General features: G+C 70.9%; 9 protein-coding genes. 1 reads left to right on the top strand and 8 read right to left on the bottom strand.

Annotation, left to right across the window (positions count from 1 at the left end; translation table 11 throughout):
* Positions 1-37: 37 nt before the first annotated feature.
* The 3 genes from OG867_RS23780 to OG867_RS23770 form a co-directional block, all read right to left on the bottom strand.
* Entirely contained in the window at positions 38-2,074 is a 2,037-nt protein-coding gene (locus tag OG867_RS23780; protein WP_406288259.1) for an ATP-binding protein, read from the bottom strand.
* A gap of 257 nt (positions 2,075-2,331) precedes the next feature.
* Positions 2,332-7,656 carry a pullulanase-type alpha-1,6-glucosidase gene (gene pulA / locus OG867_RS23775; RefSeq protein WP_406288257.1) on the bottom strand — a complete coding sequence of 1,775 codons (5,325 nt, stop codon included), beginning with the start codon at positions 7,654-7,656 and terminating at the stop codon, positions 2,332-2,334.
* 85 nt (positions 7,657-7,741) lie between these two features.
* Entirely contained in the window at positions 7,742-9,457 is a 1,716-nt protein-coding gene (locus OG867_RS23770; RefSeq protein WP_406288254.1) for a carbohydrate-binding module family 20 domain-containing protein, read from the bottom strand.
* 544 nt (positions 9,458-10,001) lie between these two features.
* On the opposite strand from OG867_RS23770, the gene OG867_RS23765 reads away from it, so the two are divergent.
* Positions 10,002-10,826 carry a hypothetical protein gene (locus OG867_RS23765; protein ID WP_406291148.1) on the top strand — a complete coding sequence of 275 codons (825 nt, stop codon included), beginning with the start codon at positions 10,002-10,004 and terminating at the stop codon, positions 10,824-10,826.
* 64 nt (positions 10,827-10,890) lie between these two features.
* On the opposite strand, the gene OG867_RS23760 is transcribed toward OG867_RS23765, so the two are convergent.
* The 5 genes from OG867_RS23760 to OG867_RS23740 form a co-directional block, all read right to left on the bottom strand.
* Positions 10,891-11,961: a LacI family DNA-binding transcriptional regulator gene (locus OG867_RS23760; RefSeq protein WP_020207440.1), complete on the bottom strand. Its 1,071-nt coding sequence runs from the start codon at positions 11,959-11,961 to the stop codon at positions 10,891-10,893.
* Complete coding sequence (locus OG867_RS23755) at positions 11,946-13,673, bottom strand: glycoside hydrolase family 13 protein (protein WP_328899879.1); 1,728 nt, start codon at positions 13,671-13,673, stop codon at positions 11,946-11,948. The genes OG867_RS23760 and OG867_RS23755 overlap by 16 nt, the downstream gene beginning before the upstream one ends.
* Positions 13,674-13,773: 100 nt before the next feature.
* A complete protein-coding gene (locus tag OG867_RS23750; protein ID WP_406291146.1) occupies positions 13,774-14,664 on the bottom strand; it encodes a sugar ABC transporter permease in 891 nt (296 codons plus the stop codon).
* Positions 14,658-15,674, bottom strand: coding sequence for a sugar ABC transporter permease (locus tag OG867_RS23745; protein WP_328899881.1), 1,017 nt, complete (start codon positions 15,672-15,674; stop codon positions 14,658-14,660). Before OG867_RS23745 ends, OG867_RS23750 begins: the two co-directional genes overlap by 7 nt.
* Positions 15,675-15,695: 21 nt before the next feature.
* Positions 15,696-16,970 (bottom strand): extracellular solute-binding protein, encoded by a 1,275-nt coding sequence (locus OG867_RS23740; protein WP_328899882.1) that lies wholly within the window; start codon positions 16,968-16,970, stop codon positions 15,696-15,698.
* Between the last annotated feature and the right edge of the window lie 134 nt (positions 16,971-17,104).

Genomic DNA, 17,104 nt, shown 5'->3' with positions numbered 1-17,104 from the left:
CCTTCCCGTACCGGCGAAGGCGCACAACAAGGATTCACTATGTGAGCAGTTCGCCGTGGAGTGCCAGGGCGAGGCCCGCCTCCGCGCTGTCGGCGCGGCCCTGTTCGAAGGCCCGCCGGTACGCCGCGTCGCCGACCGCCTCGCGGGCGCGCCGCTCGCAGATCTCGCGGACCGGGCCCAGCTCGGGGGTGCCGCGCTGGGGGTGGCCGACCATGCGCCAGTAGACCTGTCCGGTGCCGTAGACGCGGGCGGCCCTGGCACCCTCGCCCTGGGCGGCGATGGCGGCGGCCAGGATGTCGAGGCCGAGCGCGATGCCGAAGCGGTCGCGGAGCCGGTGCTTGCCGGCGAGCATGGCCCGGGCGTGCGCGGCGGCGGGTGCGGCGCGGCCCTGGAGCAGCGCGATCAGGGCGAGTTGGTAGTCGACGTAGGACCGGGTCCAGCACTCGTCCTGGGCCTCGCAGGCCGCCCGCAGCACTACGGCGGCCGACGCGGCCTCCTCCAGCCGGCCGAGCCCGGTGAGGGCGAAGACGGTGATGAGGTGGCAGCGCAGCCGGTAGGCCGCTTCGAGCCGGGTCCCGGACGCGGTGGTCCGCAGGACCCGTCGCGCCTCGCGCAGGCCCTTCTCGGGGTCGCCGGTCATCAGGTAGGTGAGTCCGCGCAGATAGGCGGCGGCGAGGATGCCCTCGTCGGTGCCGTCGGCGGCGGCCTCTCGGACGCACTCGCGGCCGATGCGTTCGGCGGCCGGGTAGTCGCCCTGGAGCAGGACGCAGATGCCGAGCACCCACAGCGCCCGGGTGCGGTGGGGGCCGCCGGCCGGTCCGTTGTCCAGGGCGCGCTGGGCGTAACCCCGGGTCTGCGGGAGGTGACCGCAGCAGCACCAGAAGAAGCCGATGCGGCCGGCCATCTCCTGGGCGGCGGCGGGGTCGTGTTCGAGGAGGTGGTCAAGCGCGGCGCACAGGTCGGCGTGCGCGTCGGCGATGCGGTGGTACCAGAGGATCTGGTCGTCGCCGGTCCACCCGGCGTGGGCGTTGCGGGCGAGGCGCAGGAAGCAGGCGGCGTGCCGGTCCGCGGCCTCCCGTTCCTCGCCGAGCTCCACGAGCCACATCCGGCCGTACTCGCGCAGGGTGTCGAGCATGCGGTGGCGGGTGCCCTCGCGGCTGACGACGGACTTGGCGGCCAGGCCGCGCAGGGCGGTGCGGACGCCGTCCTCGGTGAGGGGGCCGCCGGTGCAGACGGTGACGGCGGTGTCCTCCTCGAAGTCGCCGCGCAGCACGGTGAGCCGGGCCCACAGGAGCCGTTCCAGCGGGGTGCACAGCTCGTGGGACCAGCCGATGGTGGTGCGCAGGGTGCGGTGGCGGACCGGGCGGAGCGAGGTGTCGGCGAAGACGTCGAGACGGCAGCCGAGGCGCTGGGCGATCTCCTGGACGCTCTGCCGGCCGACCGCGGCGGCGGCGAGCTCGATGGCCAGCGGGATGCCGTCGAGGCGGCGGCAGATGTCGGCGGCCGCCTCGGCGGTGCCCGGTTCCCGGAAGGGGGTGGCGGGGGCGGCGGCCGTGGCCCGTTCCCGGAAGAGGGTGAGGGCGTCGGCGGCGCCGTCGACGGGCAGCGGGTCGACCTCCACGAGCTGTTCGCCCCGCAGGTTCAGGGGCTGGCGGCTGGTGGCGAGGACGGTGAGCCCGGGCGAGGTGGTGAGGATCTCGCCGAGGAGGTGGGCGCAGGCGGGGAGCAGGTGCTCGCAGGAGTCCAGGACGAGCAGGAGCTTTTTGTCGGCGAGCCATTCGCACAGCACGTCGATGGGCGGGCGCAGGGTGTGGTCGCTGAGGCCGACCGCGTCGGAGACGGTGGCGAGGAGGAGTTCGTCGTCGTGCAGCGGGGCGAGGTCGGCCCACCGGACGCCGTCGCGGTAGCCGGGGGCGGCGCGGCGGGCGGCGCGGAGGGCGAGCCGTGTCTTGCCGACGCCTCCGGTGCCGGTGAGGGTGGTCAGTCGGCCGGTGGCGAGGGCGTGTTCGAGCCCGGTGAGCTCGGCCGTTCGTCCGACAAAGCTGGTGGTCTCCTCGGGGAGGTTGCTGGCCATCGTCACCGTCGCTGCACAGGTGGAGTGAAAGGCGTGCCCGGGGGTGTGTGAAGCTAGGGCCTTTCGTTTGGATCAGGCTGGATCAGGGAGCGGGTCGTGGTGCGTGTGGCTGCAAGGCGGAGGAGGGCGACAACGCGGAGCGTTGGCAACCGACGACAACGCCGCAGACACGCGTGCCACGACCCGCGAGCCCAGCCTGATCCAAACGAAAGGCCCTGAACCCCCGGGCGGCTGCCCATACGGTAGTCCCGTGGCGGTCAGCGCAGGGTGAACACCGCCACCGTGCGTCCCGGAACGGTGAAGCTGCCCGAACTCCGCTCGTAAGAGGACTTCTTGACAGTAGAATCCGCGCCCTTCGCCTGGACGGGATGCAGGACGTAGTCCTGTCCGGCCGACGCGGCCACCTTCTGGGTGATGGTGCCGGGGGCCGCATTGAAGACGACGACGAGCTTGCCGAGGCGCATGGTGATCACGCCGGGGGTCTCGTCCTTGCCGGACAGCGGGAAGGCGAGCCGGGACTGCACCTGCGCGGTGCTCGCCAGGTCGAAGTCCTTCTCCGTGGTGCGGATGGTGAGCAGGTCGCGGTACGCGGCCGAGGTGCCGTTGATCTGTGCGCAGCCCGGGGTGACCGTGGCGTTGGTCAGCAGGGGTTTCGCGTAGGACCACTTGGCCTCGTTGTCCGCGGCCGGCGGCAGTCCGCGCCCGAAGCCGTTGCCGGCCCGGCAGTCCCAGTGCAGGGCGTTGAACCAGTCGCCGCTGTCGAAGGAGTTGCGGTCCAGCGACTTGGAGCGCAGCAGGTCCGTGCCGGCCTGGGAGAGCGCGGGGCCCTGCGAGAGGGTCGCCGTCGCCATGGCCAGGACCTGCATGCGGGCCCGGTCGGCGGCCGGGGTGCCGGCCGGGAGCTTGAACGCGAGCGCGTCGTACAGGGTCTCGTTGTCGTGGGCGTCGGCGTAGGCGAGGGCGTCACCGGGTGCGGCGGCGTAGCCGGCCGGGGCGCCGTTGTAGTCGACGCCGGAGCCCTTGACGGTGTTCCCGGAGGTGTCGGTGAAGGTGTAGTCGGCGAGGTTGCCGGTGAGGCCGACCTTGATCAGGTCCTGGTAGTGCAGCAGGCGGGCCTTCTGCTCGACCTGCGTGCCGTTGGCGGTGGAGGTGTTGGGGTCGGTGTAGAGGCCGGTGGCGAAGCCCTGGACGCCGGGGTCCTCATCGAACGGGGAGCCGCCGCGTACGGCGTCGCGGGCCCGGTCGGAGAAGGTGGCGATGCCGGTGCCGGCCATGTTCTTCTGGGTGGCCTGGACGAAGCGGGCGTCGTCGGCGATCTCACCGAAGTTCCAGCCCTCCCCGTACAGGATGATCTTCTTGCCGTCCACGCCGTCCTTGGCGACGGTCAGCGCGTCGAGGGCCTTGCGGACGGCCAGGATGTTGGCCTTGGGGTGGTGGCCCATCAGGTCGAAGCGGAAGCCGTCGACCTTGTACTCCTTGGCCCAGGTGACGACCGAGTCCACGACGAGCTTGCCCATCATGGTGTTCTCGGGGGCGGTGTTGGCGCAGCAGGTGGAGGTGGCGACGGTGCCGTCCTCCAGGAGCCGCTGGTAGTAGCCGGGCACGATCCGGTCGAGCACGGACTTGCTGTCCTGGCCGGAGGCGACGGTGTGGTTGTAGACGACGTCCATGACGGTCCGCAGGCCGGCGCCGTTGATGCCCTGGACCATCTGCCGGAATTCGACGGTGCGCCGGGTGCCGTTCGGGTCGGAGGCGTAGCTGCCCTCGGGGACGGTGTAGTGCAGCGGGTCGTAGCCCCAGTTGAAGGCGTCCTTCGCGGCGGCCTTCGTCACGCACTCCTGCTGTTCGGCGGAGTCGGGGGCGTAGACGGACAGGTCGCAGGCGGGCTTGGCCTGGTCCTTCTTCCTCTCGGGGATGGTGCCGATGTCGAAGGCGGGCAGCAGGTGGACGTAGCCGGCGCCGGCGTCGGCGAGCTCCGTCAGGTGCTTCATGCCGTCGGAGCGGGTGTCGGTGAAGGCCAGGTACTCGCCGGGGTGCTGGGAGGTGGGGTCCGCGAGGGAGAAGTCGCGGATCTGGAGCTCCTGGATCTGCGCGTCGCGCAGCGGCACGGCGGCGGGCTTGCGCAGGGTGTTCCAGCCCTTGGGAGCGAGCTTCGGGTCCTCCAGGTCCACGACGAGGCTGCGGGCGGAGTCGGTGGTGAGGGCGGTGGAGTAGGGGTCGGTGACCTTGTTGGTGACGAGCTTCTGGACGGTGGGCGCCCAGACGTTCACGACGTACCGGTACGGCTTGCCGGTCCAGCTCTTCTTCCCGGTGACGGACCAGACGCCGGTGCGGTCGTCGCGCCGCATGGGCACGGTCCTGCCGTCGAGTTCGAGCGCGACGGTACGGGCGGTGGGCGCCCAGACCGAGAGGGTGGGGGTGCCGTGGCGGAAGACCGGGCCGAGGGCGGCGCCGCTCGCCCTCGCGCCGTAGAGGTCGTCGAGCACTCCGGCGCTCTGCACCCCGGTGGCGGCGAGCAGGGCCCCGTTGGCGGCGCGCTGCGTGGCGACGAGCTGGCCGCGCAGTGCCTCGCGGACGCGGTCGCGGTCCCGGGCGTCGACGGTGAAGGCGGGGTAGTCCTTGAGGTGCGGGTACTTCGCCTTCTGGGCGTCGGTGAGCGCGGCCGGGGTGAGGCGCAGCCACTGCCCCTCGTCGCTGAGGGCGCCGTCCTTGACGGTGATGCCGCCCTTGTCCGCGTACACGAGCTGCTGGCTGGTGGCCTCGGTGGCCTTCACCTTCCAGACGACGGTGCCGGCGTCGATCCACTGCGCCTCGGCCTTGGTGAGGTCGGGTGTCGGCACGCCGCCGGCCTGCGGGAGCAGGTAACCGGTCTGGCCGCCGAGGAGCCACACCTCGTGGCCGTACGTGGCGAGGTCGAGGGACTGGTCGCTGGGGAGGTCCTTCTCGTCGCCCCGGTGCAGGAGGTAGCTGAGCGCGGTGGCCCCGTCGGTGAGCGGGACCTCGAAGGTGAGCCCTGAGGCGTCCTTCTTCACGGGCTGGAGCGGCTTGGCCCAGTCCGTGGGCTCCTTGGCGCCGGTCCAGGTGTGCAGCCCCCAGCCGTCGTAGTCGCCGTCGGCCCGGTAGTAGTGCAGGACGGCCTTGGTGGTGTCCTGGTCCGGGTAGGCCCCGTCGGGCGCGGTGTCGGCCTGGCCGTCCTCGCCCTGCGCGATCCACACCTCACCGGTCCTGGCGAGGTCCACGGTGCGCTCGGGCCCGTCGGTGGTGGAGCCCTTCGCGACGGTGTACGGGACGGTGGCGGCGCCCTCGGGCACCTTGATCCACGCGAACGCGCCGTACGCGTCGCGCCCGGCGAACGCGGCGGTGGTCTCGCCGGACTTGACCTGCCAGCCGTCGTAGTCGTCGTCGGCGCGCTGGTAGTGGACGACGGCGTAGTCCCGCTCGACCGCGACGGGCTTGGCGGGGGCGGGCGCCTGTCCGGCCGTGGAGGAGGCGGTGGCGCTCGCGGTGCGGCCGGTGCGGTCCACCACGACGGCCTTGTAGCGCAGGGGCGTTCCGGCGGCGGTCTTGTCGCTCAGCGTCTGGGTGACCTTGTACGGGGCGTGGTCGGCGGTGCCGAGCGTGGTCCACGTGCCGTTGCCGGTCTGGGCGGCGAAGACGACCCGGTTGAGCGAGCCGCCGTCCACGTCGGCGGTCAGCTCGACGGTGCCGGTGGCGCCCGCGGCGGGCGCCTTCAGGGTGACGGAGGGCTTGGCGGTGGGGGCCGCGAGGGGCTTGGCGGCGCGGAGCACGAGGCTCGACAGGGCCGGGACGGTGACCTCGACGGTCCTGTCGGCGCCGCTGCGGACCGTGCCCTTACCGCCGTACAGCGTACGGAAATCCATGCGGGCGGATCCGGTGGGCAGCGCGACGGTCTTCGCGGAGGTGCCGTTGTTGACGGCGACCACGTACTCGTCGCCGCGCTTCGCGTCGGTGCGCGAGAAGGCGTACACCGAGCCCTCGGCGTACCGCTCGGTCTGGACGCCGTCGCGGAGCGCCGGGTGGTCCCGGGTCAGCTTCGAGAGGGCGGCGATGGTGCGGTAGAGCGGGTGGGTCTCGTCGTACGCGTCGGAGGCGTGCGTGCGGTCGGTGCCCAGCTCGTCGTCGTCCAGGTAGTCGGCGGTCTTCGAGGCGAACATGGTCTGGCGGGCGTCCTTGTCGCCGCCCGCGCCCGTGAAGCCCTGCTCGTCGCCGTAGTAGACGACGGGGTTGCCCCGGCCGAGGAACATCAGCTCGTCGGCGAGCTCCGCGCGCTGCACCAGCTCCGCGTCACCGGCCTCCGGGTTGTCCTGCTTCAGGAAGGTCCCGATGCGGCCCATGTCGTGGTTGCCGAGGAAGGTCACCTGCTCGTAGGCGTTGGCCTCGTCGGTGGTGTACCGGTAGTCGTCGCCGAAGACGGCGGCGAGCCTCGATGCCGGGGCGCCCTGCGAGGCGTACTGCCGGGCCGCCTCCTGGAAGGGGAAGTCGAGCGTGGCGTCCAGCCGGCCCTGGGTGACGTACGGCGAGGTGACGGCGGTGTCCGAGGAGTAGACCTCGCCGAACATGAAGAAGTCCTTGCGCCCGTGCTTGGCCGCGTACGCGTCGAGCGCGGTGGCCCACTGGGTCCAGAAGTCCATGTCGACGTGTTTCACGGTGTCGATCCGGAACCCGTCGATATCGAAGTCCCGGACCCACTTCTCGTAGATCCTCTCCATGCCGGAGACGACCTCGGGCCGCTCGGTCCACAGGTCGTCCAGACCGGAGAAGTCGCCGTACGTGGTGGACTCGCCGGCATACGTCGAGTCGCCCCGGTTGTGGTACATCGTCGGGTCGTTGAGCCAGGACGGCGTCTTGCCGCCGCCGCTGACCGGCTTGTACGGGAAGGAGTCGGCGTCGACCTTCGCCATGCCGGCGGCGTCGTCGAAGGGGCGCCCGTCGCGGTCGAGGTAGGGGTAGGCGCCCTTGGACTTGTAGCCGTAGGTCTTCTCGGCGTAGTCGACGGTGTCGGCGGTGTGGTTGGTGATGACGTCGAAGAAGACCTTCATGCCCTTGTGGTGGGCCTTGTCGATCAGCTTCGTCAGGTCGGCGTTGGTGCCGAAGTGCGGGTCGACCTGGGTGAAGTCGGTGATCCAGTAGCCGTGGTAGCCGGCCGACGCGACCTTGCCGGTGCCCTGGACGGGCCGGTTCTTGAAGATCGGCGCGAGCCAGATGGCGGTGGTGCCGAGCCCCTTGATGTAGTCGAGCCGGTCGGTCAGCCCCTTGAGGTCTCCGCCCTGGTAGAACCCCTTGTCGGTGGGGTCGTAGCCGGTCTCCAGGCGCGAACCGGTGAGCCCGCCGCGGTCGTTGCGGGTGTCCCCGTTGGCGAACCGGTCGGGCATCACGAAGTAGAACTGCTCGCGGGTCAGGTCGTGCCGGGTGGCCTGGGCGGCCAGCTTGGCGTCCGAGGGCGCGGCGGGCGGCCGGGCCGCGGCGGCAGGCAGCGCGGGCACCAGGGCCGCGCACAGGGCGGCCGCGACGACGGCGGTCGCCGTTCTGCGTGCGGGCACGCGCGGGTACGGACGTTTCACTCGGGCTCTCCTCGGAGGGGTACGGGGGTGTGCGGGGCCGGACGGGCCGCTGGGGGACGGCCCGTCCGGCGGTGGGGGGTGGAGGTCAGCCGCGCCAGACGTCCGCGGTCAGGGTGACCTTGCCGGAGGACGGCACCGTGGCCGTGCGGTTGGCACCGCTCTCCCAGGTCACGTTGCCGCTCGCGTCCTTGCGGATGTACTTGTACTCGAACGTGGTGCCCGCGGGCATGCTCACGTCGAGCTTCCAGACCGGGTACGTCGCCGGGTCCAGCTTCGGCGCGCTGCCGGTGTTCCAGTTGCCGAGGGCGGACTGGTTGCCGGTGACGTAGATGTTCTGGCCGAGCCGGGTGGTGGCGTTGACGCCGAAGGAGGCTCCGGCGGTGCCGGTCTCCGTACCCGGGTCGGTGGTGCCGGTGGAGCCGCCGCAGGTGCGGGCGCCGGTGTGCAGGGCGAGCGCGGTGTCGGCGCCGAGGGTCGCGGTGAACTGGCCGGAGCCGTTGACCGTGACTCCCTTGCCGGACTGGACGTCGCAGTAGTCGCCGGCGGGCAGCGAGGTCTGGAACGTGCGCGTCAGCGAGGAGCCCTCATGGTTGATCGCCACGTACGCCTTGGAGCCGCGCCCGAAGGCGATCCGGTCGCCGCCGTCGTCCCACCAGTTGGTGACGGCCTCACCGCGCGCGGTGTTGCGGAAGCCGACCATGGAGGAGATCTCGCGCCAGGCGTGCTGGCACTTCCAGCCGTCGCTGTAGCAGGCGTTCACCGTGCCGCCGTTGGGCGGGCCGGCGTCCTTGTCGGACCACTCGTAGCCGGAGTGGACGTCGGGCGAGCCGTAGGGCCAGGCCAGCATGAACACGCTGGCGAGCGTGTAGCGGGCGCCGTCCTTGTAGTTCAGCGTGTCGCCGCCCCGCTCGGTGTCGTGGTTGTCCACGAACACCGCGGCCTTCGATGAGGACATGAAGCCCCAGCCCTCGCCGAAGTTCTTCAGATTGGCGAGGTTCTCGTTGTTGAAGACCTGCTTGAGGCTGCGGGCGTAGCGGAATTCCTGGACGTCGCCGGTGCCCGCGTACTCGTCGGGCGAGACGGCCTCGCCGGCCCCGTAGATCGCCTCCTGCTTCCAGTAGACGCCCGGGTCGCTCAGCCGGGACTTGATGTTGGCGAGGTCACCGGCGGGCATGTGCTTGGCCGCGTCGACGCGGAATCCGTCGACGCCGAGTGAGAGCAGGTCGTTGAGGTAACCGGCGATCCTGCCGCGTACGTAGTCCTCGCCGGTGTCCAGGTCGGCGAGCCCGACCAGCTCGCAGTTCTGGACGTTGGCGCGGTCGCCGTAGTTGCTGATCTGGGCGGTGCAGTCGTCCATGTCGGCCGAGGAGTAGAGGCCGGGGTAGTTGTACTTGGTGTACGAGGTGCCGCCGGTGCCGGTGCCCGAACCGCTGGTCATGTGGTTGATGACCGAGTCCGCGACGACCTTGACGCCCGCGCTGTGGCAGGTGTTCACCATGTGGGCGAAGGACGTACGGTCCCCGAGCCGCCCGGCGATCTTGTAGCTGACCGGCTGGTACGAGGTCCACCACTGGCTGCCCTGGATGTGCTCCTGGGGCGGCGAGACCTGGACGAAGCCGTAGCCGGCCGGACCGAGGGTGTCCTTGCACGCCTGGGCGACGGAGTCGAACTTCCACTCGAAGAGGACGGCGGTGACGTCCTTGGTGCCCGGGGCGGACGCCTCGGCCGTCGTGGCGGGGACCACGAGGGCGGCGGCTCCCGCGACGAGGGCGAGCGCGGCAGACAGGGGTCTGCTGGCCATGTGTTCCTCCTGCTGTGGGGGAAACTGCGGGTGACGGTTCAGCCCTTACGGCAACGCGCCCTGCCCTCAAGGCTCCTGAATGTTCTTGCTGCAAGAATGCAAACCTTGCCGCAGCGAGACCGTACGAGCCCGGCAGGTCCCGGTCAACCCTTTGGACACCGCCCGCTCACATCCACGGAATACCGCGGATTTCTTCCTGCAAGGTCTTACGCAAGACATTGCAGCCCTGTTACGTTTCTCCCGACTCCGGTCCGGTCGGCCGGGGGCCCCGTTACCCCGGGCCCCACGCGCCCGGGCGGCCGGGCCGGTCGAAGAACAAGAGGGGCGCCGGGAGTCACACTCCCCGCCGGCCCGACCGGGCCGACTTCCGGTGCCTCTCCTGTGTCAGCCCGCCCCTGAGGCGTGTCCGGGCCGCGACTAGGCTCGCCCCATGTGGCCAGGAGAGCAGTCGCACACCGATCAGCCCAACACGCCGGGCGCGCAGCCCGGTTCGCCCTCGGCGCAGCCCGGCCACGGCACCCCCGACTGGCACGCCGCGCCCACGATGGGCATGAGCGCCCCCGAGCCGCCCGGCCCCCGCCGCAACCGGACCACGGTCGCCGTGGTGGCCGCCTCGGCCGCGGTCGTCGTGGCCTGCGCGGCCGTGGGCTACCTGGCCCTCCGCGACGACGGGAACGACGAGGCCGGTCCGCGGCCGACGCCCACCGCGAGTGCGTCCGCGAGCACCGACAAGACGGACCGGGACGCCGGAGGCGGCGGCTCGGACCCGCTCGTCGCCGGCTGGAACACGGTGGTCAACGCCAAGCGCGGCATCACCTTCGACGTGCCCGCCTCGTGGAAGCGCCAGTCCGCGGACTGGGTGAGCTACGTGACCGAGAACGACGACCCCAAGGAGAAGCCGCTGGTCGCGATGATGGCCCCGGCGGTCCTCAAGGAGAAGTGGTGCACGTCCGACGACGACAAGGACGGCACCCCCGAGGAGTCCTCGCTCGCCTCGGTCGGCACCACCGGGGAACAGGGCTCCACGAGCGCGGCCGAGGCCGCCGAGGACACCGCCAAGACCTGGGTCTACGGCCTCTACACCCAGCCCGACCGCTCGCGCCTGACGGTCGGTGAGCCCGAGTCCTTCCGTACGAAGAGCGGCGTCGAGGGCAGCCTCGTCACGGTCACGTCGTCCGGGTCGCCGAAGAAGGGCAAGTGCGACACCGACGGCAAGGCGGTGACGTTCGCCTTCAAGAACGCGGCGGGCAAGTTCGTCTCGTGGACCTACGTCGGCGCGCACGGCGTCCCGGATGAGGTCTCCGACGCCACGATCCGCCAGATCCTCGGCACCGTACGCCTCTTCAAGGACGGCGACGGCGAGGACTGACCCCGGCCGTCGAGGGCCGGGTCCCCCCCTCCGGACCCGGCTCCCTTCGTGTGCGGGTGCCCGCTCAGGCGCTGCGCAGCGCCGCCGTCGAGCCCCGGACCACCAGCTCCGGCTGGAACACGTACTCCGTACGCTGTACGGGGCTGCCGCCGATCTCTTCGAGCAGCGCGCCCACCGCGGCCGCCGCCATCGCCTGGACCGGCTGGCGGACCGTGGTCAGCGGCGGGTCGGTGAACGCGATGAGCTGCGAGTCGTCGAAGCCCACCACGGACACGTCCCGCGGCACGTCGAGCCCGCGGTCCCGGGCCGCGCGGACGACGCCCAGCGCCATCAGGTCGCTGCCGCAGACGATCCCGGTGCACCCCCGGTCGAGCAGCGCGCCCGCCGCGACCTGTCCGCCCTCGACGCTGAACAGCGTCGAGCAGACGAGGAGTTCGGCGTCCGCGCGGTCCAGGCCGAGCACGGAGACCGCGGCGTCCACGAAGCCGTCCCGCTTCCGGCGCGAGGGCACATAGCGCTGCGGCCCTATGGCCAGGCCCACCCGGCGGTGGCCGAGTTCGGCGAGATGGCTCACGGCCATCCGCACCGCCGCGGTGTCGTCGGGCGAGACGAACGGGGCGCTGATCCGCTCGTTGTACCCGTTGATCAGGACGAACGGCACCCCGCGCTCGGTCAGCGCGGCATAGCGCGCCGGGTCGGCCGAGGTGTCGGCGTGCAGCCCGGACAGGAAGACGATGCCGCCGACACCGCGCTCGACCAGCTGTTCGACCAGCTCGTCCTCGGTGGCGCCGCCGGGCAGCTGGGTGCAGAGCACCGGCGTGTAGCCGTGCCCGGCGAGCACCTGCTCCACGGACTGGGCGAACGCCGGGAAGATCGGGTTGGTCAGCTCGGGGGTGACCAGGCCGATCAGCCCGGCGCTGCGCTGCCGCAGCCGCACGGGCCGTTCGTAGCCCAGGATGTCGAGCGCCGCGAGCACCCGCTGACGCGTGGTGTCCGCGACGCCCGGCTTGCCGTTGAGCACCCGGCTGACGGTCGCCTCGCTGACGGACGCCTGGCCGGCGATGTCCGACAGCCGCAGCGCACCGCCCGCGCCGGGGCCCCGCGGCAGGGGGACGGTCGTCACACCGTCCACCACACCGTGGTGTCGGCGGGCAGCTCGACCGTGTCGCCGTCGGCCCGGACCGGCGCGCTGGACATCAGGGCCGCGCCCGGTACGGGGATGCGGACCGGGGTGCCCGTGGTGTTGACGGTGCAGACGAACCCGGGGCGGGCGAAGGCGAGCAGCCCCTCCGGGGCGTCCAGCCAGCGCACCTCGGTGCCCGCGCCGAGCCCGGGGTGCGCCCGGCGGGCGGCGATGGCGGCCCGGTACAGCTCCAGGGTGGAGCCGGTCGCGCCGGTCTGCGCCTCGACGCTCAGCTCGCCCCAGCCGGTGGGCTGCGGGAGCCAGCTGCCGCCCGCGCCGAAGCCGTACGAGGAGCCCTCGCGGGTCCACGGGATCGGGACGCGGCAGCCGTCGCGGAAGCCGTCCTGGCCGTCGGCCCGGAAGAACGAGGGGTCCTGGCGGGCCTCGTCGGGCAGGTCGGTGACGTCGGGCAGGCCGAGCTCCTCGCCCTGGTAGACGTAGGCGGAGCCGGGCAGCGCCAGCATCAGGAGGCTCGCCGCGCGGGCCCGGCGCAGGCCGAGCTCGCGGTCGCCGGGAGTGCGGATCTGGGTGCCGAGGCCCGCGGGGTTGGCGAACCGGGTGGCGTGCCGGGTGACGTCGTGGTTGGAGAGCACCCAGGTGGTGGGGGCGCCGACGGGCCGCATCGCGTCGAGCGAGGTGTCGATGACCTCGCGGAGCGCGGCGGCGTCCCAGGCGGTGGCCAGGTACTGGAAGTTGAACGCCTGGTGCATCTCGTCGGGGCGCACGTAGTTGGCGGTGCGCTCGACGGTGGGGGTCCACGCCTCGGCGACCGCGATCCGCCCACCCGTCGCCCGCCCCCGCCCTTCTGAGGAAGGCCCTGCGGGCCCCATCGTATCGGGGTACTCGTCCAGGATGGTGCGCCAGCTGCGGTAGATCTCGTGCACCCCGTCCTGGTCGAAGAACGGCATGACATCGTTTCCGAGCAGCTTCAGCTGGTCGTGGGTGCCCAGGTCCGGCAGCCCCTCGGCCTTGACCAGGCCGTGCGCGACGTCCACGCGGAAGCCGTCGACGCCCATGTCGAGCCAGAAGCGCAGGATCGAGCGGAACTCGTCGGCGACGGCCGGGTGCTCCCAGTTGAAGTCGGGCTGCTCGGGCGCGAAGAGGTGGAGGTACCACTCGCCGGGGGTGCCGTCCGGGTTGGCCGTGCGGGTCCAGGCGGGGCCGCCGAAGATGGACTCCCAGTCGTTGGGCGGGAGTTCGCCGTCGGTGCCCTTGCCGGGGCGGAAATGGTAGCGGTCGCGCAGGGCGGAGCCGGGGCCCTCGGTGAGCGCGCGCTTGAACCACTCGTGCTGGTCGGAGGAGTGGTTGGGCACCAGGTCGACGATGATCCGCAGGCCCAGGTCGTGGGCGTCGCGGATGAGCGCGTCGGCGTCCAGCAGGCTGCCGAACATCGGGTCGATGGCCCGGTAGTCGGCGACGTCGTACCCGGCGTCGGCCTGCGGGGACGCGTAGAAGGGGCTGAGCCAGACCGCGTCGACGCCGAGCTCCCTCAGGTACGGGAGTCTGCCGCGTACGCCTGCGAGATCGCCCATGCCGTCACCGTTGCCGTCGGCGAAGCTGCGCGGATAGACCTGGTAGATCACCGCGTCCTGCCACCAGCCGGTGCGGTGGCCGGCGGCGTCGTCGGACGTGCCGGTGGAGGGGGCAGCGAGGTGCTGGGTCATGTCGTCCCTGAGGTGTCTGGGTGGGGGGTGGCGCCGGGACCGGGTCGGGATTCCGGCGCCACCGTGACTGGTGCGGGTGGGGCGGGTCGTACGGGCGTGCTCAGCCCTTGACGGCTCCGGCGGACATGCCGGTGACCAGGTGCTTCTGGGCGAACAGGAACACCAGGGCCGCGGGTATCGCGATCAGTACGGACGCGGCGGTCATCGGGCCCCACTGGGCGCCGTACTGGTTGACGAACAGCTGGAGGCCGCCCGCGAGGGTGAGGTTGTCCTCGCCGACCATGAAGGCGGAGGCGTACGCCACCTCGCCCCAGGCGGTGATGAAGGAGTAGAACGCGGTGACCGCGAGGCCCGGCTTGGCCAGCGGCAGGATGAGCCGCCAGAACGTGCCGAACGGGGTGAGTCCGTCGACCTGCCCGGACTCGTCGATCTCGCGCGGGATGGTGTCGAAGAAGCCCTTCATCATCCAGGCACAGAACGGCACCGAGATGGTGAGGTACGTGATGACGAGACCGGCGGGCTTATTGAGCAGCCCCATGCCGGCCATGATGTTGTAGATCGGCACGATGAGGACGGCGACCGGGAACATCTGGGTGATCAGCAGCGTCCACATCAGCCCGCGCTTGCCGGGGAACCGGAAGCGGCTGACGGCGTAGCCGGTGGAGGCCGAGACGATGACGCCGATGAGCGTCGTGAGGCCGGCGACGATCAGCGAGTTGCCGAACCAGGTCAGGAACTTCGTGTCCTGGATGAGGTTCGTGTAGTTCTCGAACGTCGTTTCCTTGAAGAAGTCCGTGGTGGTGGCCAGTTCGGCGGGCTTCAACGAGGTGAGCAGGACCCACAGCACGGGGAAGACGGCGATCACGGACGCGCCGATCAGCGTCAGGTGCAGTGCGGTGGAGGCCAGCGGCGAGCGTTCGCCGCGCCGCCGGACCTTGGCCGGGCGCTGTGCGGAGTGCCGCGCGGTGGGGGTGGGTGCGGTGGTCACCAGTCGTCTCCCTGGGTGCGCAGGACTCGCCGGTAGACCGCGGCGAAGATCAGCAGGAGTACGAGGATCAGCACGCCCCACGTGGAGGACTGCGCGAAGTCGCGCGGGCTGATCTCGAAGGAGAACTTGTACGCCTGGGTGACCAGGATCTGGGTGGCTTCGCCGGGTCCGCCGCGGGTGAGCAGGAAGATCACCGGGAACATGTTGAAGGTCCAGATGGTGGAGAGCAGGATGACGGTCGTGGAGACCGGCCGCAGTCCGGGCAGCGTGACGTGGCGGAAGCGCTGCCAGGCGGTGGCGCCGTCCATCTCCGCGGCCTCGTACTGCTCGCTGGGGATGGACTGGAGGCCGCCGAGCAGGGCGACCATCATGAACGGCACGCCGAGCCACACGTTGACGACGATGACGGAGACCTTGGCGATGGTCGGGTCGCCCAGCCAGTCGATGCCGTCGATGCCGCCGCCGGCGAGGACCTTGTTGAGCAGCCCGCGGTCCTGGTTGTAGAGGAAGCGCCAGGCGAAGACGGAGACGAAGCCGGGGATGGCCCAGGGCAGGATGAGCGCCATCCGGTAGGCGGAGCGGCCGGCGATCCTCCGGTTGAGGATGTTCGCCAGGGCCATGCCGAGGCCGAAGGTGATGGCCACGCAGGAGACCGTCCACACCAGGGTCCACCCGAGCGTGCCGAGGAACTGGTCGCCGGTGAGCGCGTCGGTGTAGTTGTCCAGGCCGACGAACTTGTACGTGGCGGGCAGGTGGTTGACACCGATGGACCGCGCGACGTTGCGCTCGTTGGCGTCGGTCAGCGACAGGTAGATGCCGCGGACCAGGGGGTAACCGATGATCACGCCGATCACGACGACGACCGGGGCCACCATCGTCCAGGCGTACCAGTGCGTCGACAGGGCCCGCCGTATCCGTCCCGGCGGCGGGGGGTTACCAGTTCCGCGGCTCCGGCCGCGGGCGACGTCGTCGCCCGCGGCCTTCACCACCGACTGGCTGGTGTGGACAGCCATCAGCCGGCCTGCCTTCCTGAGTTACTTCCAGCCCTTGAGGAGCTTGCGGTAGGAGTCACCGGTCGTCTTGACCGCCTTCTCCGGGGTCGTCTGACCGGTGAGGACCTTGGTGTACTCGGTGACGAGCGGCGCGAAGAGGCTGCCGGTCTCCGGGATCCACGGGCGCTCGACGGCGCTCTCGACCACCGGCTTGAAGAAGCCGACGATCTCGTTGTTGACGACCGGCTCCTCGGCGTAGGCGGAGGTACGGGTCGGCAGGAGGTTCAGCTCCTTGGTGACCTGGGCCTGCGTCTTGACGGAGGTCATGTAGTCGACGAAGGCGTAGGAGGCGTCCAGGTTCTTGGAACCGGCGTAGACGGCCAGGTTGTGACCGCCCTGCGGGGCGCCCTGCGCGGCGGAGCCGGACGGGACCGGGGCGACGCCCAGGTTGGCCTTGTCCTTGAACTCCTTGCCGGTGTAGGTGTCGGCGACGGCCCAGGGGCCGTTGATCATCATCGCGACGTCGCCGTTCTTGAACGACGCCTGCATGTTCTCCCAGCCGTCCGTGGCGTCCGTCTTGGCGGCACCCGAGTCGACCAGGTCCTTGACGACCTTCATGGCCTTGACCCCGGCGGCGTCGTCGATGGTGACGGCCTTGTCGGCGGCGTTGACCATGTCGCCGCCCTCGCCGTACAGGAAGGACAGGAACCAGTAGGCGTCGTCGCCGCGCAGGTAGAAGCCGGTCTTGCCGGTCTTCGCCTTGATCTTCTTGGAGACGGTCTTCAGCTCGTCGATGGTGGTGGGGACCTCGACGCCGGCCGCCTTGAACATCTTCTTGTTGTAGAAGATGCCCATGGAGTCGATCACCTGCGGCACCGCGTACGTCTTGCCGTTGTACTTGGTGGACGCGGCGGCCTGCTTCAGGAAGTCGTCCTGCTTCTGCAGGGCGGGAGTGCCGTCCAGCGGGGCCAGGTAGCCGAGGTCCGCGAACTCGGGGGTCCAGGCGACCTCGGAGCGGATCACGTCGGGGGCGCCGGAGCCGGCCTGCGCCGCGTTCTTGAACTTGTTCTGCGCGTCACCGAAGGGCACGTTGACGTACTTGACGTCGACCTTCGGGTGCAGCTTCTCGAAGCCCTCGGCGATCTTCTTGAAGACCTTGTCCTCGCTGCCCGCGGTGGAGGTGTCCCACCACGTCACGGTGCCGGAGAGCTCGCCCGAGCTCTTGGAACCGCCGTCGGACTTGTCGTCGCTGCCGCAGGCGGTCGCCGCGAGCGCCAGGGCCGCGACCAGGGCGGTGGCCGTTATGCCACGTCGCATCTGAACTCCTTCAACTGCCGTACCGCTCCGTCGCGGCGCCGGGTCGACGTGAACGTAACAAGGATGAAAGACGACCGAAAGACCTTGCGGAAGATTTCTGCAAGCCCCGGCGATCGTTACATTGGCGTGTCCTC

It is taken from the genome of Streptomyces sp. NBC_00209 (assembly GCF_045206345.1).
In the GTDB taxonomy this organism is placed as follows: Bacteria; Actinomycetota; Actinomycetes; order Streptomycetales; family Streptomycetaceae; genus Streptomyces.
Note: the sequence above shows the minus strand (reverse complement) of the source record. Positions and strands in the feature narration are given on the sequence as shown.